Below are 19,132 nucleotides of genomic sequence, written 5' to 3'. Positions count from 1 at the left end.
GGCGTCGCAATTCCACCCCTCAAACGACGATCAGAGGCAACCGACAAATCGGAATTTCGAACAAGATGACGTTTCCGGGGCGGGATCTTGGGTCCTGCTGCTACCGACCAGGTGGAGGACTGCCTGGGATTTCCTATTTTCGGAGCTCCTTATCTGGAACAGGCACGCGTTGAGCAGATATATCCCCTCTCCCGGTCGGCGCATGTACGCCTCGGCCGGGAAATGTGCCGGACCCGGAGCTCGTCCTGCAAGCCACATGCGCGGTCATCTGTGACCGACGCCATTCTCTTGAAACCTCCTGTCAATGGTGGTGCACTGGTCACCCGCAAAACACGACCCGCGGCTGCAGACGAGCCGAGAGTTGTAGTTTGCGCGCGTGCAGAGCAGCGGGTCCAGGCGGCACCCCGTTGCGAAACAAATGCCGCAATAAAGAGGGAACGGACATGAAACATCTTCTTGCTTCCACCTGCCTTGTCGCGGGCTTGTTGGCCATGACGGGAGCGGCGCGCGCCGAATGCGGCGACGTGACCATTGCCAGCATGAACTGGCAGAGCGCCGAGGTGCTTGCTGCGGTCGACAAGTTCATCCTGACGGAGGGTTACGGTTGCAACGCCGAAGTCATCGTCGGTGATACTGTGCCGACCATCACCTCGATGGTGGAAAAGGGCGATCCGGATCTGGCTCCCGAAGGCTGGGTCGATCTGTTGCCGGACGTCGTCAACCGAGGACTCGAGGAAGGCAAGCTCGTTGGCGCCGCCGTCGCGCTTTCCGACGCCGCCGTCCAGGGCTGGTGGATGCCGAAATATGTCGCCGATGCCAACCCGGACATCAAGACGATCGACGACGCCTTCAAGCATCCCGAATTGTTCCCGGATCCGGAAGACAAGAGCAAGGGTGCCGTTCACAATGGCCCGCAGGGTTGGGGTGGCACCGTCGTGACCAGTCAGCTCTACAAGGCCTATGGTGGGGAAGCCGCAAACTTTACGCTGGTCGACACTGGCTCGGCGGCCGGTCTCGACGGTTCGATTGCCAAGGCCTACGAACGCAAGGAAGGCTGGCTCGGCTATTACTGGGCTCCGACGGCCTTGCTCGGCAAGTACGAGATGGTGAAGCTCGAGCATGGCGTTCCCTATGACGCGGCGGAATGGAAGCGCTGCAACACCGTTGCCGATTGCCCGGATCCGAAGAAGAACGACTGGCCGAAGGACAAGGTCCAGACGCTGGTGACCAAAGCCTTCGCCGAGCGGGCGGGCGAGGACGTGATGGGCTATCTCAACACGCGCGCCTGGAGCAACGACACGGTCAACAAGCTGATGGCCTGGATGACCGACAACCAATCGAGCGGTGACGACGGCGCGAAGCACTTCCTCAAAGAGAACGAAGCTCTCTGGAAGGAATGGGTCTCGCCGGAGGTCGCGGAGAAGGTCAAGGCGGCGCTCTGACCGCCCCGATCTACGGGAGAGGACGGCACGTCCTGCGACGTGCCGTCCTTCTCGTCTGTCTCGAGATACGCCGCAAAGAACGTTCGCGGCGGGATTGACGTTTTGAGCCCGAAAGCCGGCGCTAGATCGGCAGAGGCTGGAAGGGGATCGACATGGAATGGTTCAACAAGTTTCCGGCAATGAACCCGGATTCACTGCGTGACCTCAAGAAGGCAATCGACGAGGGATTTCGCAGTTTCACCCGCGCCTATGGCGACGGCATCGAATCCGTCTTCGAACCGCTGCAACACTTTCTGATCTGGTCGGAGCGTTTCATGACGCGTACGCCGTGGCCGATCATCCTCCTGCTCATCGCCGTCTTTGCCTGGTTTGCCAGCCGCAACTGGAAGATCGTCGCCGGGACCGTCGCCACCCTTCTCGTGATCGGCTATTTCGACATGTGGGACGATACGATGAAGACGGTCTCGATGATTTTCGTCTGTACGGTCCTCTCCATCGTGATCGGCATTCCGATCGGTATCCTCATGTCACGGTCGGACCGTGTGCAGAACGCCGTGAACCCGGTCCTCGACGTCATGCAGACGATGCCGAGCTTCGTCTACCTGATCCCCGTCGTCATGCTGCTCGGTATCGGCAAGGTGCCGGGCCTCATCGCGGTGGTCATCTACGCCATTCCGCCGATGATCCGCCTCACGAATCTCGGCATACGCCTCGTCGACAAGGATGTGCTGGAGGCCGCCGACGCCTTCGGGTCATCAAGCTGGCAGAAGTTGAAGAAGGTTCAGATGCCGCTGGCGCTTCCAACCATCATGGCCGGGATCAACCAGACGATCATGATGGCGCTTGCCATGGTCGTCATCGCGTCGATGATCGGCGTGCAGGGCCTCGGGCAGCCGGTCCTGAAGGCGATCTCCAACCAGTACTTCACGCTCGGCATTTTCAACGGGCTGGCGATCGTCGGTATCGCGATCATCTTCGATCGCGTCAGCCAGGCTTTCGGCAAACGGCTCCAGCAGCACCTGGAGGTTGTCCATGGCTGATCATCATTTCGACGGCATCAAGATCCGCCACCTTTACAAGATCTTCGGGCCCAATGCCGCGACGCACGTCGAGGCCGTCCGCAATGGCCTCTCCAAGTCCGAGCTGAACGAGAAGTTCGGCCATGTGCTGGGCCTCAAGGACATCAATATCGAGATGCCCTCCGGCTGCATACAGGTCATCATGGGCCTGTCCGGCTCGGGAAAGTCGACCCTGATCCGGCATATCAACCGTCTGATCGACCCGACCGCCGGTGAGTTGCTGGTGAACGGCATCGACGTCGTGAAGATGAACGACCGGGAGCTGCGGGAGTTTCGCCGGCACCAGACGGCGATGGTGTTTCAGAAATTCGCACTGCTTCCGCATCGTAACGTCCTCGACAATACGCTCTACGGGCTCGAAGTGCAGGGTGTTGCCCGCTCCAAGGCGGTCGACATCGCCATGCGATGGATCGACCGCGTCGGCCTCAAGGGCTTCGAAAGCAAGTATCCGAACCAGCTCTCCGGCGGCATGCAGCAGCGTGTCGGTCTGGCGCGCGCCCTTTCGAACGACGCCCCGGTACTGCTCATGGACGAGGCGTATTCGGCGCTCGATCCCCTAATCCGCACCGACATGCAGACGGTTCTCCTGGACCTGCAAAAGGAGATCAAGAAGACGATCGTCTTTATCACGCACGATCTCGACGAAGCGCTCCGGCTCGGAGACCAGATCGCGATCCTTCGCGACGGGGAAGTCATTCAGCAGGGCACGCGCCAGGACATCGTGCTCTCGCCGGCCGACGAGTATGTCGCGAACTTCGTCAAGGAGGTCAATCGGGGGCGGGTCGTGACCGTTGAGGCCGTCATGACGACGCTGCCGCCGGGTCAGGCGCCGAACGGAACGATGATCCCGGCCGGCACCACCGTCGAGGAGGCTGTCCGCCTGATTGCCACAACTTCCGAAAGTGACGTGGCCGTGGTGGTCGGCGTGGGCGGGGAGGCGCTCGGCTCCGTCAGTCTGCGCCAGCTTGCCAGTGCGATGGTCAGTCCTTCCGGCTCCGCTCAGGGACCATCGTGTTCCTGATGGCGCCCGGGGTGCGCCGGCACGCCGGGCACCAACGTACTCGTCTATGACGATGCCGGCGATCATGCCGGCCTGCAGGCTGCAGAGATCATTGCCAAGGCTGGCGGCAAGGCCGAGATCATGACCCCGGAGCGTCCCAGACCGTCGAGCGGAACCCCGTGGGCAGCTACCGGCTCTTCCGGATCGGCGATGCGATTGCGGCCCGCAACACCCATGCCGCGATCTACGATGGGCTACGCCTTGCCAAGAATTTCTGAGGTCGATCCGGGAGCGATGCTGCGATGAACGGCTGGTTGACTGCTTGGATGTCCTCCGACCCCGGCGCCGTCCGTATTGACGACCGCCATCTCCGGGCGCATGGATTTGGGAGGCGGTGAGCGATGAACGGAAAAGCTGGATTTGAAGGACGGAACGAACCATTGATCACTGCTCCTCCGCACGCATCGCCAGCAAGAGAAGATGTGATGGGACAGACCGGTCAGCTCCGCGCGTCGGACAGGGCATCGCCGGTGCCGCGCCTGAGAATTGGCTTTGTTCTCGCGAGGTCGTTCACCCTGTCGGCCTTTGCACTCTTTGTCGACACCCTTCGACTGGCGAGCGATCAGCTCGACCGGTCGGGCAGGGTTCTGGCGGACTGGCAGGTTCTCGGCAGCACGCGGCACCTGATCAGCTCGAGTTGCGGAATTCAGGTCGCTCCCACCTCCGACTTCGTCGACCCGCGTCAATTCGACTATATCGCGGTGGTGGGCGGGCTTTTGAGCGTCAAACAACCGGTCGACAACGAGACCGTGCAGTTTCTCAAGAACGCCGCGGCAAAGCGGGTGCCGTTGATCGGTCTCTGCACGGGAACCTTCATCCTGGCGGATGCCGGCCTGATGAAGGGACATCCGACCTGCGTGAGCTGGCTTCACTACCAGGAATTCCGCGAACGTTTCCCCGATCTCGAGGTCCGGGCGGACCGGTTGTTCAACCTGGACCGCAGGCGCGGCTCGTGTGCGGGAGGAAGCAGCGCCGCCGACCTCGCTGCCGCCCTTGTGAGGCGGCACATCAGCCGGGATGCGGAGCGCAATGCGCTCGAGGTCCTGCAGATCGAGAAAGCCCGCACCCAGTTCGACATCCAGACGCGGCAGCCGCTGCGCGAGCATATCAGTGATCCGCGCGTCGCGGCCGTCCTGATAACCATGGAGCAGCACATCGAGGCGGGGATCGCGATTGAGAAACTCGCGGCATCGGTCGGTCTTTCCAGACGGCAACTCGAGCGCGTGTTCCAGGAGAAGGCGAAGATGTCGCCCGCTATGGCATTCCGCCGTCTTCGCATGGAGCGTGCGCGACAGATCCTGCTTGCCAGCGAGAAGCCCATCATCGAAGTCGCCTTGGACGTCGGCTTTGCGAGCACCTCCCATTTCACGAGGGAATTTCGGCGGACCTTTGATCGAACACCCGCTGAAGTCCGGGATTCTGCCGCCCGCGAGCGGAGAGAGATGAGCAAGACTGCAGCTCGCCGGTGAGGCCAGGCTCGTGCCGAGAGCGTGTCCATATCCCACGGCGGCTAGGGCCGAGATACGGTTCCGAGGAAAGGAGGAACACCTCGAGTCCAATCAGTAGGAGCAGAGGTGTGTTGGGGGGCGCCCACGAGGGTCGCGGAGCCGAATACCTAACCGACATACGCCTTACAAAGCCACAGACCGAGCTATGTGACGCCTGCCTTGCCCAAGCGAGCCCAGATGATGATAGCGTGTTCAAGGACCATCGCTGTCGAGATGAACCGTCGTGCAGCATCCACGCCCCTTTGTTCGAGGACTCCATCGACCTTGCGTAAGCGGTTGGGCGATAGCGTCAGATTGAAGTTTCAGCGCCTCGATTTTGGATACCGGCCAACGTTACCCACGTCCGTCTGTCGCCCTCGTTTCAGGGCGACGCCTGTTCGTCTCGTCGGCTGACCAGCCGATTTCAGCATCCGCACTACGAAGATGGAGATGCCGACAATCCGGACGAGGTGGGCGGGCATTGGCTCCGATGGGTTGCTTGCGCGGTTCGACCGATTGAGTCCTAACCGTTTGCCGACGCACCCGCCGGCGCGTAGATCCCGGCATATCTCTCGCGAAGCACGTTCTTCTGGACCTTGCCCATCGTGTTGCGCGGCAGGTCGTCCACGAAGATCACGCGCTTGGGTTGCTTGTAGCGCGCCAGGCGGTCCTTCAATCCGTCGAGAACGGCGCGCTCATCGATCGTTGCGCCCGCCTTCCGCACGACGACCGCGGTCACGCCCTCGCCGAAATCCGGATGCGGTACGCCGATGACGGCGGTTTCGACGACGCCCGGCATCTGGTCGATCTCGGTCTCCACCTCTTTCGGATAGATGTTGTACCCGCCGGAGATCACGAGATCCTTGCCGCGGCCGACGATATGCACGTAGCCTCGTTCGTCGATCTTGCCGAGATCGCCGGTGATGAAGAAGCCGTCGGTGCGGAACTCGGCCTGCGTCTTCTCGGGCATGCGCCAGTAACCCTTGAAGACGTTGGGACCTTTCACCTCGATCATGCCGGTCTCACCGTCGGGAAGTGGCTTTCCGCTTTCGGGGTCGGTCACGCGCAGCGAAACGCCAGGAAGGGGGTAGCCCACGGTTCCAGCGATGCGCTCGCCGTCATGGGGGTTCGAGGTGTTCATGTTGGTCTCGGTCATGCCGTATCGCTCGAGGATCGCATGACCGGTCAAGGCGTGGAACGTCCTGTGGGTCTCGGCAAGCAGGGGGGCCGAACCGGACACGAAGAGACGCATGTTGGCCGTCGCCTCGCGCGTCAGCCCCGGATGCTGGATCAGCCGGACGTAGAAGGTGGGAACGCCCATCATCACCGTCGCCTGAGGCATGAGCCGCAGAACCTCGTCCGCATCGAACTTGGGGAGGAAGTACATCGAGGCGCCGGCGAGGAGCGTGACGTTCGATGCGACGAAAAGGCCGTGCGTATGGAAGATCGGCAGCGCGTGAATGAGCCGGTCGTCGGCGGTGAAGTGCCAGTAGTCGCGAAGCGTCGCGGCGTTCGACAGAAGGTTGTCGTGCGTCAGCATGGCTCCCTTGGAGCGGCCTGTCGTGCCCGAAGTGTAGAGGATTGCGGCGAGGTCGTCCGGCCCGCGATGCGCGTCGGAAAAATCGGATGTTTCCCCGTTGGCAAGCTCGATCAGGGAGCCTCCGCCTTTGTCATCAAGGGTTTCCACATGGGCGCCGTGACCGGCCGCGAGCTTCGCGACGCCCTCCTTCGCCGCCGGCGCGCAGACCACCACCCGCGGCTCGGCATCACCGATGAAATAGTCGAGTTCCGCAAGGGTATAGGCGGTGTTGAGCGGAAGGTAGACCGCGCCGACGCGAACGCAGGCGAGATAGAGCATCAGCGCTTCCGGGCTCTTCTCCACCTGCACGGCCACCCGGTCGCCGGGCCTCACGCCGAGCGTATCAAGCGCCGATGCGATGCGGCCCGAATGGGCCAGCATATCCCCGTAGGTCCAGGAACGGCCGTCGGTCGTCAGAATGAAGGTGGCTTCCGGGCGTGCGGCATGGCGGATCGCGTCGAACAGGTGATTGCTCATGAGGTGAACTCCTTGCTGTCATGCTTCTTTGCTGCGTCGTGCGGCTCGCCCTTCGGCGGGAGCCTGCCCGCTGCGGTGGCGCGGGGGCCTCTGTCGGTCGGAACCAGGCGCCGGACGGCGGGCGCGGCAACGACCTCGCCGCGGCTCGCGAACGCCTCGTGATTTGTTTCGATGTCTTCGAGCTTGTAGAGATAGTTGACCATGAGCCCGTGGGCCTGCCGCATCGCGCGCTCGGAACGGTCGGCGAGGAAATTGATGCGCTCGAGTCGTGCGCCGTTTCCGAGGTGGAATCGCGCGACCGGATCGAGGGGTTTGCCGCTTCTGTTGCGGGCTCTGAGGAAGTACCACGCGGCCGCGGCAGTCATGGCGGATTGGGCACTTGCCGCCGCCTCCGGTCGATCGGCCCAGTCCGGCTCGTCGAGCACGGCGAGCACGGCGAGCCCGGCGCGATCGGCGGGGGTAAGGGCGTCGGAGACTTCCGCCGCGCGTTCGCGCGACAGCCAGTCGGCAAAACCGGGCACCGGTGACAGGGTCGCGAAGGTGTCGAGTCGGGGAAGTTCGCGCCGCAGATCCTCCACCACCTGCTTGATCAGAAAATTGCCGAACGAGATGCCCCGCAGCCCTTCCTGACAGTTCGAGATGGAATAGAAGACCGCTGTCGTCGCGTCCGCAGCACGGATCGTTGCGCGATCCTCCCTCAAGAGATCGGAGATGGTCGAGGGCATTTCGCGCGTCAACGCCACCTCCACGAAGATCAGCGGGTCGTCGACGAGTTGCGGATGGAAGAAGGCGAAGCAGCGCCGGTCCTCCGGCGCCAGGCGTCGCCGCAACTCGTCCCAGCCGCCGATATGATGGACAGCCTCGTAGCGGATGATCTTCTCCAGGATGTCCGCCGGTGTGGACCAGCTGATCGGCCGGAGCACGAGAAAGCCGCGATTGAACCATGACCCGAAGAGATGGGCAAAGTCAGCATCGACCGCCTCGAGGTCGGGGTTGTCGCCCTTGAGGGCGAGCAGGACCTCCCGCATCCCGACGAGCGTGGCCGTACCGTTCGGCGCGAGATTGAGCCTGCGGATGAGTTCCTGCCGGCGCGGCTCCGCCGCCTCGCTCAACTCGAGCAGTGCCTTCGGGCTGGGGTCGGTACGATAGGCCGCGATCGCCCGCTCGAGCCGCTCGATGTTCGGGCCGAAGCGCGAGAGCAGCGCAAACATGAAGTCGCGCCGCCTCTGCTGGTCGAAACCCTGCCAGCGGTCGAGAATGCTCTTGGCGAGGGCCATGCCGGAGGCTTCGCCCCGACTGGACAGCAAGGTTTCGCAGAGCTCTTCCGTCGTGCCGATGGCATCGGCTTCGTCGTCCTGGGCGGCACCGAGCGACAAGAAACGGCGACCGCGATCGGTGATGCTCTGCAGCATGTCGCTGAAGAATGACGTCGTGTTCATTGGATCGTCCCCAGCATGTGGTTCGGCAACCAGGTTGCGATTCCCGGGAAGATGCAAAGGATGAGGATCGCCAGGAACATGACGAGCACGTAAGGCAGCGAACCCCAGAGGATGTCCCGTGTCTGAATCTGCGGTGCGATGGCGTTGATGACGAAGAGATTGAGGCCGATGGGTGGGGTAATCAGCCCCACCTCCATGTTGATCGTCAGCACGATCGCGAACCAGTAGGGGTCGAAGCCCGCCTGGGTGACGATCGGAAAAAGCATCGGCGCCGTCATCACGATCACGGCGACCGGCGGCAGAAACATGCCGCAGATCAACAGGAAGACGTTGATGACCACCATCAGCACCCACCGGTTCACTTCCATGTCGGCGATGGCGGCGGCGACGGTCTGCGTAATGAACAAAGAAGACAGTGCGAAGGCGAAGAGCTCGGCGGCGGCCATGATCATCATGATCATGACGCTTTCTTTCATCGCCGAACCGAAGATGCCGGCGACGGATCGGAAACGGAACAAGCGGTAGGCGATGATCACCACCAGCAATGTGAGCAGCGCACCGGCCCCGGCCGCTTCCGACGGCGTGGCGATCCCGCCGTAGAGCACGTAGAGCGTTCCGGCGATGATCAGCAGGAATGGCAGGATGCGCGGCAGGCCGGTCAGCCTTTCCCTCATCGAATAGCGGACGAGGCGTGCATCGAATTCGTAGCCCTTGCGCTTGCAGTCGATGATCGCCCAGGTCATGAACATGACCGTCAGCAGGAGCCCTGGAACGACGCCTGCCATGAACAGGCGACCGATCGATGTTTCGGTCGCAATCCCGTAGACGATCAGCGTCACCGACGGGGGAATGAGAATCCCGAGCGTGCCACCGGCGGCGATCGAGCCGCTCGCCACCGAGGTCGGGTATCCACGCTTCAGCATCTCCGGAATGCCCATCTTGCCGATTGCCGCGCAAGTCGCCGGCGAGGAGCCGGTCATGCCGGAAAAGATCGCACAAGCTCCGATATTCGAAAGGATGAGTCCGCCCGGAATGCGGTTCAGCCAGCGGTCGAGCGAAGTATAGAGGTCCGATCCCGCCGGAGACGAGGCGACCGCCGCCCCCATGAGGACGAACATCGGAATGGATACGTAGGCGAGATTGGCGATGCCGGAGAACATCGTGTCGCCGAGCACGTAGAAGATGGCGCCGCCGCTTTGCGCGTAGAGCGCCGCAAAGGCTGCAAGGCCGAGGGCGAAGGCGATCGGCATGCCTGTCGCGAGCAGTGCGAACAGGCAGCCGACGATCATCAGGCCGGAGACGGTGGGGCTCATTGGGCGATCTCCCGGGGATGCGGATTGGTATCGGGCTTCCGCTCGACGCTGCGACGGCCGTTCGCTACCGGTGCCGCGAGCGCGGAGACGAGCGTCATGATCTGGGCGACATATTGCAGGCACAGCATGGCGAAGCTCGCCGGCAGGGCGGCAAGTGGTACCCAGAGTGGCGGCGCCCAGACGCTCGAATGTCTCCAGTTGCCCGCCCATGCGTCGTGGAACTGGATCCAGGTCGCAATGAGCATGATGACGCAGAAGAGGAGACCGAGCAGGCTCGCCATGACCCGCAGCACCGCCCGGATGCGGTTGCCGACCATCATCTCGACGACGTCGACACCGACATGTCCGCCCTTCAACAAGACGTAAGGCGCGCCGAGGAACATTGCCGCCGTTGCGGAGAAGACGACGAAATCCGTCTGCCAGATCGTCGGCTGGCGCAGCACGTAGCGCATCGCAATCATCTGGCAAATTACCAGCATGGACGTGATGACCAGAGCCGTCGCAACGATCGCGAGCCCGCGCGAAGCGTTGCCGACAGCCGTTACATAGGCCTTGAGCATGCGATTATCCTCGAGTTGCGAGAAGCAGCGGGAGGGCGCGCTGTCGCGCGCCCCTCAGTCACCTTTCTCACTTCACGGCAAGGGCCTTTTCGATCAGCTTGTCACCGCCGGGCACGTTGGCGGCGAAGTTCTTGTAGGACGACTTCTTGGCGACCTCGAGCCAGGCGTCGAAATCGTCCTTCGACATCTGGACGACTTCGACACCCGCCTTCTTGTAGGTGTCGATCATCACCTGGTCTCCCTTGCGAACCTCCTCGTTGAAATAGGCCTCTGCCTTTTCTCCGGCCGCAAGGATCGCCTTTTGCTGTTCTTCCGTCAGGCCTTCGAAGACGCGCTTCGACACCAGCACCGGCTCGTACATGAACCAGAGAGCGTTTTCACCGGGCGCCGTCAGGCACTTGGCCTGTTCGAACAGGCGATAGGAGACGAAGCTCGCAGACGACGTGTTCGCCGCATCGAGCACACCGGTCTGCATGCCGGAGTATATCTCCGAAGACGGCATGGACGCGATCGAGGCACCCGCGTCCACGAGCATTTCCTCGAAAGCCGGCCCGGCTGCACGGATGACCTGGCCCTTGATCGTGTCGGGTGAGGTGATGCAGCTCTTCTTCGACGCGAACGCGCCGGAAAGCCAGGCGTCGGAGATCACGATCGCACCGGCGTCCTCGATGATCTTCTTGATGTCCTGCATGAACTCGGAATCGTTGAGCCGCATTGCGCGGTCGAAGTTTCCGACAAGCCCGGGCATCAACGTCGCGGAGAATTCCGGATGGCGGCCCGAGGCATAGTCCAGGGGAAACGACGTCATGTCGAGGAGACCGCGAGTGACGGCGTTCCACTGGTCATTCGCCTTGTAGAGCGAGGATCCCGGAAAGACCTGGATCTCGAGGCCGACATTGGCTGCCGCCACCTCCTTGGCGATCAGCTGGACCATCTCGTCGCGGATGTCGCCCTTGCCCCCGGGGAACTGGTGCGAAGCCTTCAGCACCGTTTGGGCATCGGCCGAGGTCACGGCCAGGCTGCCGACGGCGACGACTGCGGATGCCATCAGCGTCCGTAGAAAAATGCTCATCTCTTCCTCCCTGGTATTCCGGCCCTCCCGCCGGTGGTATAAGAATGAAGCTATCTTGCGCACAATGTCAACAATATTGTATACAAGAAGCAAGGCAGTGTATATCTGGGGTGAAATGGGCAGGGAATGAGCGAGAATATCTTCTACAAGCTGCGCGACAGCATCGAGAACGGCATCGTGACCGGCGAGTTCGCGCCGGGAGAGCGCCTTGATGAAACCCAGCTTGCAACCCGCTTCGGGGTTTCCCGCACTCCGATCCGGGAAGCCTTGCTGCAATTGAGCGCGATCGGGCTCGTCGAAATCAGGCCGCGGCGGGGTGCCGTCGTGGTTGATCCTGGGCCGCAGCGCGTCTTTGAAATGTTCGAGGTGATGGCCGAACTGGAAGCCATGGCGGGGGCGCTTGCCGCGCGCCGGCATACCAGGGAAGATGGCGCCGCCCTTCTCTCCGCCCACGAGAAGTGCAAGGAGGCCGCTGCGAGCGAAGACCCTGACCGCTACTACTACGAAAACGAGAGCTTTCATCAGGCGATCTACGCAGCAAGCCACAGCGGCTTCCTGGAGGAGCAGTGCATCGCGCTGCATCGCCGCCTTCGCCCTTATCGTCGTCTCCAGCTCAGGGTGCGCAACCGCATGAAGACCTCGTTCAGCGAGCATGGGGAAATCGTCGAGGCCATTCTTGCCGGCGATGCAAACGCAGCGCGAGAGCGTCTGCGCAGCCACGTGGCGGTTCAAGGCGACCGTTTCGGCGATCTTGTTGCAAACCTCGCCAACCGCGAGAGGCACACCGGCCGGGTTGGATAGGGCGTCGAACCTCGGCCGCCGAGCGCCTCCGACTACTCCGGGCCAGCGCGATCCTGCGCTGTTCTCCGGCTACGCCCGGACGAGGCCCGCGCGCCGGTCGGTCCGGCGGGATCATCCGCCTGGTCGGCCAGCTCGATGACCTCGTTGGTGATCTCCTCCTGACGAAGCTGGCGGGCAAGGGCCGTCAGGTCGTCGAGCTTCCTGGAGACATTGTCCTTTGCCGCGATCATGGCGCGTGTGCGCGCCTCGTTCTCCGCTGCGAAGGAGATGATGACCGCCTCGCACAACTCGGCAAACACGTATTCCTGGGCGAGCCCCTCGAGGAGGCGCTGTGGCGGAAGCGTGATCAAGGGCGCCTCCGTCAGCCGCGCAAGCTGAAACCTTTGGTAGTCGAAGGGTATCAGGCGCTTTGTGACAATGTCGATCCGGCCGGCAGGCGCGAGCGCCGTGTGGATGACGGTGACCTCGGATATCGCACCCGCTTCCAGGCGATCGTAGAGCGCGTCGATGATCCGTTCGGCAAGCTGTGCCGCCTCGTCGACATGGGCGATCATCGGCGCCGACCACTCGACCGCAAGCCCCCGCTCGCCGGCGATCATCAGTCCGCGGTCGCCGACGAGAAGCAGCGCCGGCGGATGTCCGGCGCGCTCATTGCTGAAGGCCTCCACTGCATCCAGCACTCTCTCGTTGAACGTACCGGCAAAGCCCTGTTCCGTGCAGAACGCGACGACCGCCTCGCCACCGGAGGCGTTGACGGTGGCCGGTGAGGCCGGCAGCAGCGAGAGAGCCTCACCGATCGCGACGCCGATCGCATCGGCGTAGGTTCGCACACCGGCGAGGTGCTGGCGTGCCTCCCGCGAATGGGCGACGGCGATGCCGCGCATGGCGGTCACGATCGTGGATAGCTGCCGGACGGAGCCTATTCTCGCCTCGACGCCGCTGAGCCGCTCGACCATCGTTCACGACTCCGCGTTTGCCGCAGTGGAGGCGAGCTCCGCTGCAAGCCTCGCGACCACGGCCACGAGATCGGCGAGCTGGCTCTCGTCGAGCCGCTTTCCTTCTGCGATAGCCGCTGTCGCGGATGTCGGGTTCGCGTCGAGGAAAGCGGCGACGCGTGTGCGCAACGTCGCGAGGTCTTCCGGCGAAAGCGCGTCGAGCGTCCCGGCGTTCAGGGCGGCAAGCAGGGCGATCTGGTCGATCATCCGCAAGGTCGCGAAGCGCTGCTGCGAGAGCAGGGCGCGGATGTGCCTCCCGCGCGACATCTGCGCCTTGACGCGGTTGTCGGAAATGCCGCCGAAGCGGGTGAACATTTCGAGCTCCTGGAACTGCGAATACTGCAGGCGAACCTCGCCGGACACCTGTCGCAGAGCCGGATGCTGCGCCTTGCCGCCCACGCGGCTGACGCTGAGGCCGACATCGACGGCCGGCCGTTGGTCGGCGGTGAAAAGGTGCGAATTGAGGACGATCTGTCCGTCCGTGATCGAGATCAGGTTCGTCGGAATATAGGCCGACAGATTGCCCGCATCCGTTTCGGCGATCGGCAACGCCGTGAGAGACCCCCCTCCGAGTTTGCCGGAGAGCTTTGCCGCGCGCTCCAAGAGGCGCGCATGCAAGTAGAAGACGTCACCGGGATAAGCTTCCCGACCCGGCGGTTCGCGCGTCAAAAGCGCCAGTTCGCGATGCGTCGCGGCGTGCTTGCTGAGATCATCGATCACGATCAGTGCATGCTCGCCCCGGTCGCGGAAATATTCCGCCATGGTGAAGCCGGTGAACGGCGCGATCCACTGCAGTCCCGGCGAAGCCGCGGCGGACGCGACCACGAAGATGCACCGGTCCATGGCGCCGTGATTGCGGATGGCTTCAATGACGCGCTCGACGGCGGTCGCCCGCTGTCCGACGGCCACATAGACGCTGATGATGTCGGCGTCCTTCTGGTTGATAATCGTGTCGACAGCGATCGAGGTCTTTCCCGTCGCCCGGTCGCCGATGATCAGTTCGCGCTGACCACGGCCGAGGGCAAACAATGCGTCGACAACGAGAATGCCGGTTTCGACGGGGCGCGAGACGAGGTCGCGGTCAATGATGGCTGGAGCCGGCCGTTCAATGGGTTCTTGTGCCTCTGCGGCAATGGGCGGCCCGCCGTCGAGTGGTCGGCCGAGGGGATCGACGATCCGGCCGAGGAGCGCGCGTCCGACAGGAACCCGCACCACTTCGCCGGTGCCCCGCACACGGGAGCCGGACTGGATCGCCGCCCCGTCGTCGAGCAGGACGGCGCTGATGGTATCCTCGTCCAGCGTGAGCGCAAAACCGGTGCGTCCGCCCTCGAAGAGCAGCAATTCGTTCAGGCGGACGTCGGGCAGGCCCGAAACGGCCGCGACATTGTCGGCGACATGCTCGACCCGGCCCACAGCTTCGGCGGAAGGACCGAGCTGCAACTGCACGATCTCGGTGCTGCTTTCGGCGAACCAGTCCGATCTCTTCTTCCCGTTCTCCGTCATTCGTGCGCCAGCTCCCGGGCTATGCGGTCGAGATCGCCGCGAAAACTGTTGCGCACCAAAGCATGCGGCGTGTCGATCTCCAGGCCGGCGATGAGATCGGTGTCGCAAACGACGGTGAGATCGACCGGACGGCCGAGTGCGCTGGAAAGCCTGGTGTGCAGGGTCTCGTCTTCGCCGGCAGTGAGCGGTCGTGCGGTCTTGAGGGTCAGCGGCGTGCCCTTGCCGATGTCGGACCGGCTCTCTTCGGGGAGTGCGACGATGGCGTCGACAAGGCCGTCGATGAAGCCGGAGACCTTTGCCTCGTCCGGGAGGCGGGTGAAGAGCTTGCGGGCGATCTCGACGGCGAGCGCCTTTGCGTGCTCGGCATCGGAGGCCGCGGCCTCTCGGCGCTTCCGGTCGATTTCGGCGTCGGCGGTGCGTCTCAGCGTCTCGGCCTCGTCACGCGCCTGCGCAAGGAGCTTCGCCTTCGCCACCTCGGCGTCGGCCGCCGCGGCTTTCAGAGCCTCTCCTCGGCTTTCGGTGATCCGTTGCACCTCCTCGGCAGCCTTCTGCCGCTCCGCCTCGGCGTCGGCGCGCGCCTGTTCTGCCAGGCTCATCACGCTTGCGGCCTCGGCGCGTCTCGCCTCGATGATCGCGGTGACGGGCTTCAGCAGGAAGCGCTGCAGGAGCCAGACGAGGATCAGGACGTTGATGGTCTGCAGCCCGAGTGTCCACCAGTCGATGTGCATGACCGGATGCCCCTCAGGCGGCGTAGGGATTGGCGAACAGCACGAGCAGGGCGATGACGAGGCAGTAGATCGCCATGGTCTCGATCATCGCCAGGCCAACGAACAGGGTGCGGGAAAGGGTTCCGGCCGCTTCCGGCTGGCGGGCGATGGCGTCCATGGCGGCAGCCACGGCACGTCCTTCCGCAAGTGCCGGACCGATCGCACCGAAGGAAACGGCGAGTGCTGCGGCGATGATACTGACGATTCCGATGACGTTCATGGGCTTTTTTCCTCCTTCAGGGATGAGGATGGGGGCCGGCGCTCCCCGACGGCCGCGCCGATGAAGACGGTTGCGAGAACCGCGAAGATGTAGGCTTGTACTGCGCCCGTCAGCAGATCGAGTGCCATCAACGGGATGGGCACGATGAGGCCCGCGAGCGACAGCACGATGCCGATGACGAAAACGCCGCTCATGATGTTGCCGAAGAGGCGCACGATCAGCGAGAAGGTCCGGGTGATCTGCTCGACGACATTGAGCGGGATCATCACCCAGCTCGGTTCGGCGAAGGTCTTGAGGTAGCCGGCGATCCCCCGTGCGCCGATCCCGTAGCCGATGGTGGCGGCGAGAACGATGAGCGCGAGCGCGGCATCGGTCTCGATATGCGCCGTCGGCGGCTCAATGCCGGGAACCAGCGACGACCAGTTGGCGACCAGCACGTAGAGGAACAGGGTGCCGATCAGGGGACGGTAGGGGCGGGGATCGACCTGCATCGTGTCACGGATCTGGCCGTCGATCGCCTCAACCAGGATTTCGAGTGCGGCCTGCATCCGTGACGGCTTCACCGAAAGCCTGCGCGTGGCGAAGAAGAACAGCAGGCCGAGCGCCGCCATGATCGCCCAGGTGACGAGGACCGGCTGGGTCAGGGGCACCGGACCGACGAAGAACAGCGGTTCGAGAACGAGTGGCGACTTCATGACATGCTCCGCGCGCGCCTGAGGATCAGGCCCCGGCCGATCACGATGCCGGCCGCAGCACTCAGGAGTGCGGTGGCTCCGAGGCGAGAAATGCCGAAGAGTGCCGCCGCCAGGACGGCGAAACGAGCCGCCTGGAGGAAGAAGGCGCGTGCGACGTCCCCGGAAGCGAAGAAGCGCGTATTCCAGCCGAGGAGGCTGAAATGGGCGAGGCCGAGGAGGCCGCCGAGCGTGAGACCCAATGCCGCCTTGAGAAGAAACATGCCGTCGAGGGCGGAGAGAAACATGTCGATCATTGGCGATGCATCCATTTCCAGGCGGAGCGGAAACCGAGCGCCGCCCCGATCATGATCATCGGTGCGGAGAAGAAGACGCCCGTCGAAAAGGTTCGGTCGAGCCAACGGCCGAGAAGCAGCGCCAGCAGGGTCGGCACGACGATGCTCCAGCCGAGGATCCCGATCTGGCCGAGCCTCGTCCCGAGCGACGGTTCCGGATCCTCGGCACCCTGCTGTTGCCGCTGGGCGGCTCGACGGGCAGCGCCGGCGAGCCGTTCGTCGCGAGGAGGTTCGTGCGGCGATGTCATGGCGCCTCCTCTCGGGACGGGTTGAACCTGTTGGCGCTGCCCGCGTCGGCGCCGAGAAGCCGAGCGAGCTGGCGAACCGCGTTGGCGTGCAGGCGCATGTGTTGGACGCGCGATTGACGACCGGTATCGACAAGCGCCGAACGCATCGCCTCCACTTCCGCCTCCAATCGCGAAAGATCATCGCCGACTGTCGCCCGCCGGCAGGCAATGCGCACCTCGCGGCCGCCGGAGATTGTAAACACGCCGCCGCTCTGCGCGCAGTAATGCATGCGCTGCTCGTGGTCCCGCCACCGCACGACGGATGCCGGCAGGACCGTCAGCAGATCCGCATGACCTGCCAGAATGCCGAAACTGCCGCTTTCGTCCTCGGCACGCACCGATCTGACGGCATCGAGATCGACGAGGACGGTCGCGGGGGTGCTGATGACGAGATGAAGGCCTGTTGTCATTTCGCGGCTTCTCCGCTCGTCCTGCGAACCGCCATTTCCTTCTCCTGTGCTTCGGCGAGCGTGCCGACCATGTAGAGCGAACTCTCCTGCCAGTCGTCGCAGGCTCCGGACAGGATGGCGCGACAGCCGTCGATCGTGTCGGCGACCGCCACGGAACGGCCGGGGACGCCGGTGAAGCCCTCCGTCACGGCGAAGGGCTGGGTCAGGAAACGCTGAAGCCGCCGTGCCCGCTCGACGATGCGGCGATCGTCGCTACCGAGTTCCTCGACGCCGAGAAGCGAGATGACGTCCTGCAGTTCGCGATAGTGCTCGATCGTCTTGCGGACCTCCATGGCGATATCGGCATGTTCCTGCCCGACCACCATGGGGTCGAGAAGGATGGAGGAGGAGGCGATCGGATCGACGGCGGGATAAATCCCTTCGGCGGCCATGTCGCGCGAAAGCACCACCATGCTGTCGACATGGGTGGCGATCGTCGTGACTGCGGGATCGGTGAAGTCGTCGGCCGGCACGTAGACGGCTTCGATCGCAGTGATGGAGGCGTCGCCGACCGAGGCAATCCTTTCCTGCAGCGCGGCGACCTCGCTTGCGAGCGTCGGCTGGTAGCCGACACGGGAGGGCAGCCGACCGAGCAGACCGGAAACCTCGGCGCCGGCCTGTACGAAGCGGAACACGTTGTCCATGAGGAGCAGCACATTCTGGTGCCGCTCGTCGCGGAAATATTCCGCGATCGTGAGCGCCGTCATCGGCACGCGCCATCGCGCACCTGGCGGTTCGTTCATCTGGCCGTAGACGAGCGCCGTGCGCGCGAGAACGCCGGAGCTCGTCATGTCGAGCAGCATCTCATGACCTTCGCGCGACCGTTCACCGACCCCGGCGAAGACCGAAATCCCCTTGTAACTCTCCACCATCGCGTGGATCAGTTCCATGACCAGTACCGTCTTGCCGACACCGGCTCCGCCGAACATGGCGGCCTTGCCGCCGCGGGCAAGCGGCGTCAGCAGGTCGATGACCTTGATGCCGGTGGCAAAGATCGTCGAGGAGCCGGCCAGCCGGGCAAGATCTGGCGGCGCGCGATGGATCGGCCTCCGCGGCGTGTCGTCCGGCAATGCCTTGCCGTCGTCGCCGGTCTTGCCTGTCGCGTCAAGGAGCCGGCCCAGAACCGCTTCGCCGACCGGAACGGTGATTGGCCGACCGGTGCCGAGAACGCGATCTCCGCGCCGCAAGCCCGTTGTCGCCTGTAGGGCGATGGCGCGTACCGTCTCCGTATCGAGATGAGCCTGGACCTCCGCGATAACCGTTCTCGTGGCGCTGTCGGTGATGAGCAGGGCGTCTTCGATCGCCGGCAACGCATGGCTCGAAAAGGCGACGTCGACGACCGCGCCGCGAATGGCAATCACCCTGCCTTCGATGGTCACGCTGGTGGTCATGCGGCTTCCGTCCTTCCTGGATCGGCTTCGCAGGAGAACACGCGTCCGGGACACTGACCTTGACCTCGGTCAATTTTCAGGTCGTCCCTTCCCTGCGAAGTAGACAGCCGCGCGCTGCTGCTGGCAAGGCAAAATGGTGCGTCACCTGACCATGGCGGTGCGGTTCGGAGATCCGTAGGCCGTG

19 protein-coding genes and 1 pseudogene are annotated in these 19,132 nt (G+C 63.7%); 6 read left to right on the top strand and 14 right to left on the bottom strand.

The window, feature by feature from the left end:
- The first annotated feature begins 443 nt into the window (after positions 1 to 443).
- The 5 genes and pseudogenes from NHF53_RS14955 to NHF53_RS14935 all read left to right on the top strand — a co-directional run bounded on the left by NHF53_RS14955 (position 444) and on the right by NHF53_RS14935 (position 5,050).
- Positions 444 to 1,442 (top strand): ABC transporter substrate-binding protein, encoded by a 999-nt coding sequence (locus NHF53_RS14955; protein WP_252834840.1) that lies wholly within the window; start codon positions 444 to 446, stop codon positions 1,440 to 1,442.
- A gap of 152 nt (positions 1,443 to 1,594) precedes the next feature.
- Positions 1,595 to 2,482 carry a proline/glycine betaine ABC transporter permease gene (locus NHF53_RS14950; RefSeq protein WP_252834839.1) on the top strand — a complete coding sequence of 296 codons (888 nt, stop codon included), beginning with the start codon at positions 1,595 to 1,597 and terminating at the stop codon, positions 2,480 to 2,482.
- On the top strand, positions 2,475 to 3,542 hold the full coding sequence (locus NHF53_RS14945) for a glycine betaine/L-proline ABC transporter ATP-binding protein (protein WP_252834838.1): 1,068 nt from the start codon (positions 2,475 to 2,477) through the stop codon (positions 3,540 to 3,542). The genes NHF53_RS14950 and NHF53_RS14945 overlap by 8 nt, the downstream gene beginning before the upstream one ends.
- A gap of 24 nt (positions 3,543 to 3,566) precedes the next feature.
- Positions 3,567 to 3,799: pseudogene (locus tag NHF53_RS14940) on the top strand (hypothetical protein); the annotation flags it as partial.
- Positions 3,800 to 4,006: 207 nt separating this feature from the next.
- Positions 4,007 to 5,050 carry a GlxA family transcriptional regulator gene (locus NHF53_RS14935; RefSeq protein ID WP_252834837.1) on the top strand — a complete coding sequence of 348 codons (1,044 nt, stop codon included), beginning with the start codon at positions 4,007 to 4,009 and terminating at the stop codon, positions 5,048 to 5,050.
- 541 nt (positions 5,051 to 5,591) lie between these two features.
- Here the strand turns inward: NHF53_RS14935 and NHF53_RS14930 are convergent.
- From NHF53_RS14930 to dctP, 5 genes are all read right to left on the bottom strand, one after another.
- Positions 5,592 to 7,124 (bottom strand): malonyl-CoA synthase, encoded by a 1,533-nt coding sequence (locus NHF53_RS14930; protein WP_252834836.1) that lies wholly within the window; start codon positions 7,122 to 7,124, stop codon positions 5,592 to 5,594.
- Positions 7,121 to 8,563, bottom strand: a complete 1,443-nt coding sequence (locus tag NHF53_RS14925) for a malonyl-CoA decarboxylase (protein ID WP_252834835.1) — start codon at positions 8,561 to 8,563, stop codon at positions 7,121 to 7,123. The genes NHF53_RS14930 and NHF53_RS14925 overlap by 4 nt, the downstream gene beginning before the upstream one ends.
- Positions 8,560 to 9,876 carry a TRAP transporter large permease gene (locus NHF53_RS14920; protein ID WP_252834834.1) on the bottom strand — a complete coding sequence of 439 codons (1,317 nt, stop codon included), beginning with the start codon at positions 9,874 to 9,876 and terminating at the stop codon, positions 8,560 to 8,562. Before NHF53_RS14920 ends, NHF53_RS14925 begins: the two co-directional genes overlap by 4 nt.
- A complete protein-coding gene (locus NHF53_RS14915) occupies positions 9,873 to 10,436 on the bottom strand; it encodes a TRAP transporter small permease subunit (RefSeq protein ID WP_252834833.1) in 564 nt (187 codons plus the stop codon). Before NHF53_RS14915 ends, NHF53_RS14920 begins: the two co-directional genes overlap by 4 nt.
- Before the next feature lie 67 nt (positions 10,437 to 10,503).
- On the bottom strand, positions 10,504 to 11,508 hold the full coding sequence (gene dctP / locus NHF53_RS14910; protein WP_252834832.1) for a TRAP transporter substrate-binding protein DctP: 1,005 nt from the start codon (positions 11,506 to 11,508) through the stop codon (positions 10,504 to 10,506).
- A gap of 126 nt (positions 11,509 to 11,634) precedes the next feature.
- Here dctP and NHF53_RS14905 point away from each other — a divergent pair, with 126 nt between their 5' ends.
- Complete coding sequence (locus NHF53_RS14905) at positions 11,635 to 12,309, top strand: GntR family transcriptional regulator (protein WP_252834831.1); 675 nt, start codon at positions 11,635 to 11,637, stop codon at positions 12,307 to 12,309.
- Between the two features lie 32 nt (positions 12,310 to 12,341).
- On the opposite strand, the gene NHF53_RS14900 is transcribed toward NHF53_RS14905, so the two are convergent.
- Genes NHF53_RS14900 through atpD form a run of 9 tightly spaced genes read right to left on the bottom strand, consistent with a single transcriptional unit; the run spans position 12,342 to position 18,948 of the window.
- On the bottom strand, positions 12,342 to 13,265 hold the full coding sequence (locus NHF53_RS14900; RefSeq protein ID WP_252834830.1) for a F0F1 ATP synthase subunit gamma: 924 nt from the start codon (positions 13,263 to 13,265) through the stop codon (positions 12,342 to 12,344).
- Positions 13,266 to 13,268: 3 nt separating this feature from the next.
- A complete protein-coding gene (locus tag NHF53_RS14895; RefSeq protein WP_252834829.1) occupies positions 13,269 to 14,807 on the bottom strand; it encodes a F0F1 ATP synthase subunit alpha in 1,539 nt (512 codons plus the stop codon).
- Positions 14,804 to 15,535 carry a F0F1 ATP synthase subunit delta gene (locus NHF53_RS14890; RefSeq protein WP_252834828.1) on the bottom strand — a complete coding sequence of 244 codons (732 nt, stop codon included), beginning with the start codon at positions 15,533 to 15,535 and terminating at the stop codon, positions 14,804 to 14,806. Before NHF53_RS14890 ends, NHF53_RS14895 begins: the two co-directional genes overlap by 4 nt.
- Positions 15,536 to 15,548: 13 nt before the next feature.
- Positions 15,549 to 15,794, bottom strand: a complete 246-nt coding sequence (locus NHF53_RS14885; protein WP_114364070.1) for a F0F1 ATP synthase subunit C — start codon at positions 15,792 to 15,794, stop codon at positions 15,549 to 15,551.
- Positions 15,791 to 16,489, bottom strand: a complete 699-nt coding sequence (locus tag NHF53_RS14880; RefSeq protein WP_252834827.1) for a F0F1 ATP synthase subunit A — start codon at positions 16,487 to 16,489, stop codon at positions 15,791 to 15,793. The genes NHF53_RS14885 and NHF53_RS14880 overlap by 4 nt, the downstream gene beginning before the upstream one ends.
- Entirely contained in the window at positions 16,486 to 16,782 is a 297-nt protein-coding gene (locus NHF53_RS14875) for an ATP synthase subunit I (protein ID WP_252834826.1), read from the bottom strand. Before NHF53_RS14875 ends, NHF53_RS14880 begins: the two co-directional genes overlap by 4 nt.
- Entirely contained in the window at positions 16,779 to 17,069 is a 291-nt protein-coding gene (locus NHF53_RS14870; protein ID WP_252834825.1) for an AtpZ/AtpI family protein, read from the bottom strand. Before NHF53_RS14870 ends, NHF53_RS14875 begins: the two co-directional genes overlap by 4 nt.
- Positions 17,066 to 17,518, bottom strand: coding sequence for a F0F1 ATP synthase subunit epsilon (locus NHF53_RS14865; RefSeq protein WP_114364063.1), 453 nt, complete (start codon positions 17,516 to 17,518; stop codon positions 17,066 to 17,068). The genes NHF53_RS14870 and NHF53_RS14865 overlap by 4 nt, the downstream gene beginning before the upstream one ends.
- Positions 17,515 to 18,948, bottom strand: coding sequence for a F0F1 ATP synthase subunit beta (atpD, locus tag NHF53_RS14860; protein WP_252834824.1), 1,434 nt, complete (start codon positions 18,946 to 18,948; stop codon positions 17,515 to 17,517). Before atpD ends, NHF53_RS14865 begins: the two co-directional genes overlap by 4 nt.
- Positions 18,949 to 19,132: the final 184 nt, after the last annotated feature.

It is taken from the genome of Ciceribacter sp. RN22 (genome assembly GCF_024054295.1).
Taxonomy (GTDB): Bacteria; Pseudomonadota; Alphaproteobacteria; order Rhizobiales; family Rhizobiaceae; genus Allorhizobium; species Allorhizobium lividum.
This window is presented reverse-complemented; position numbering and strand designations above follow the sequence as displayed.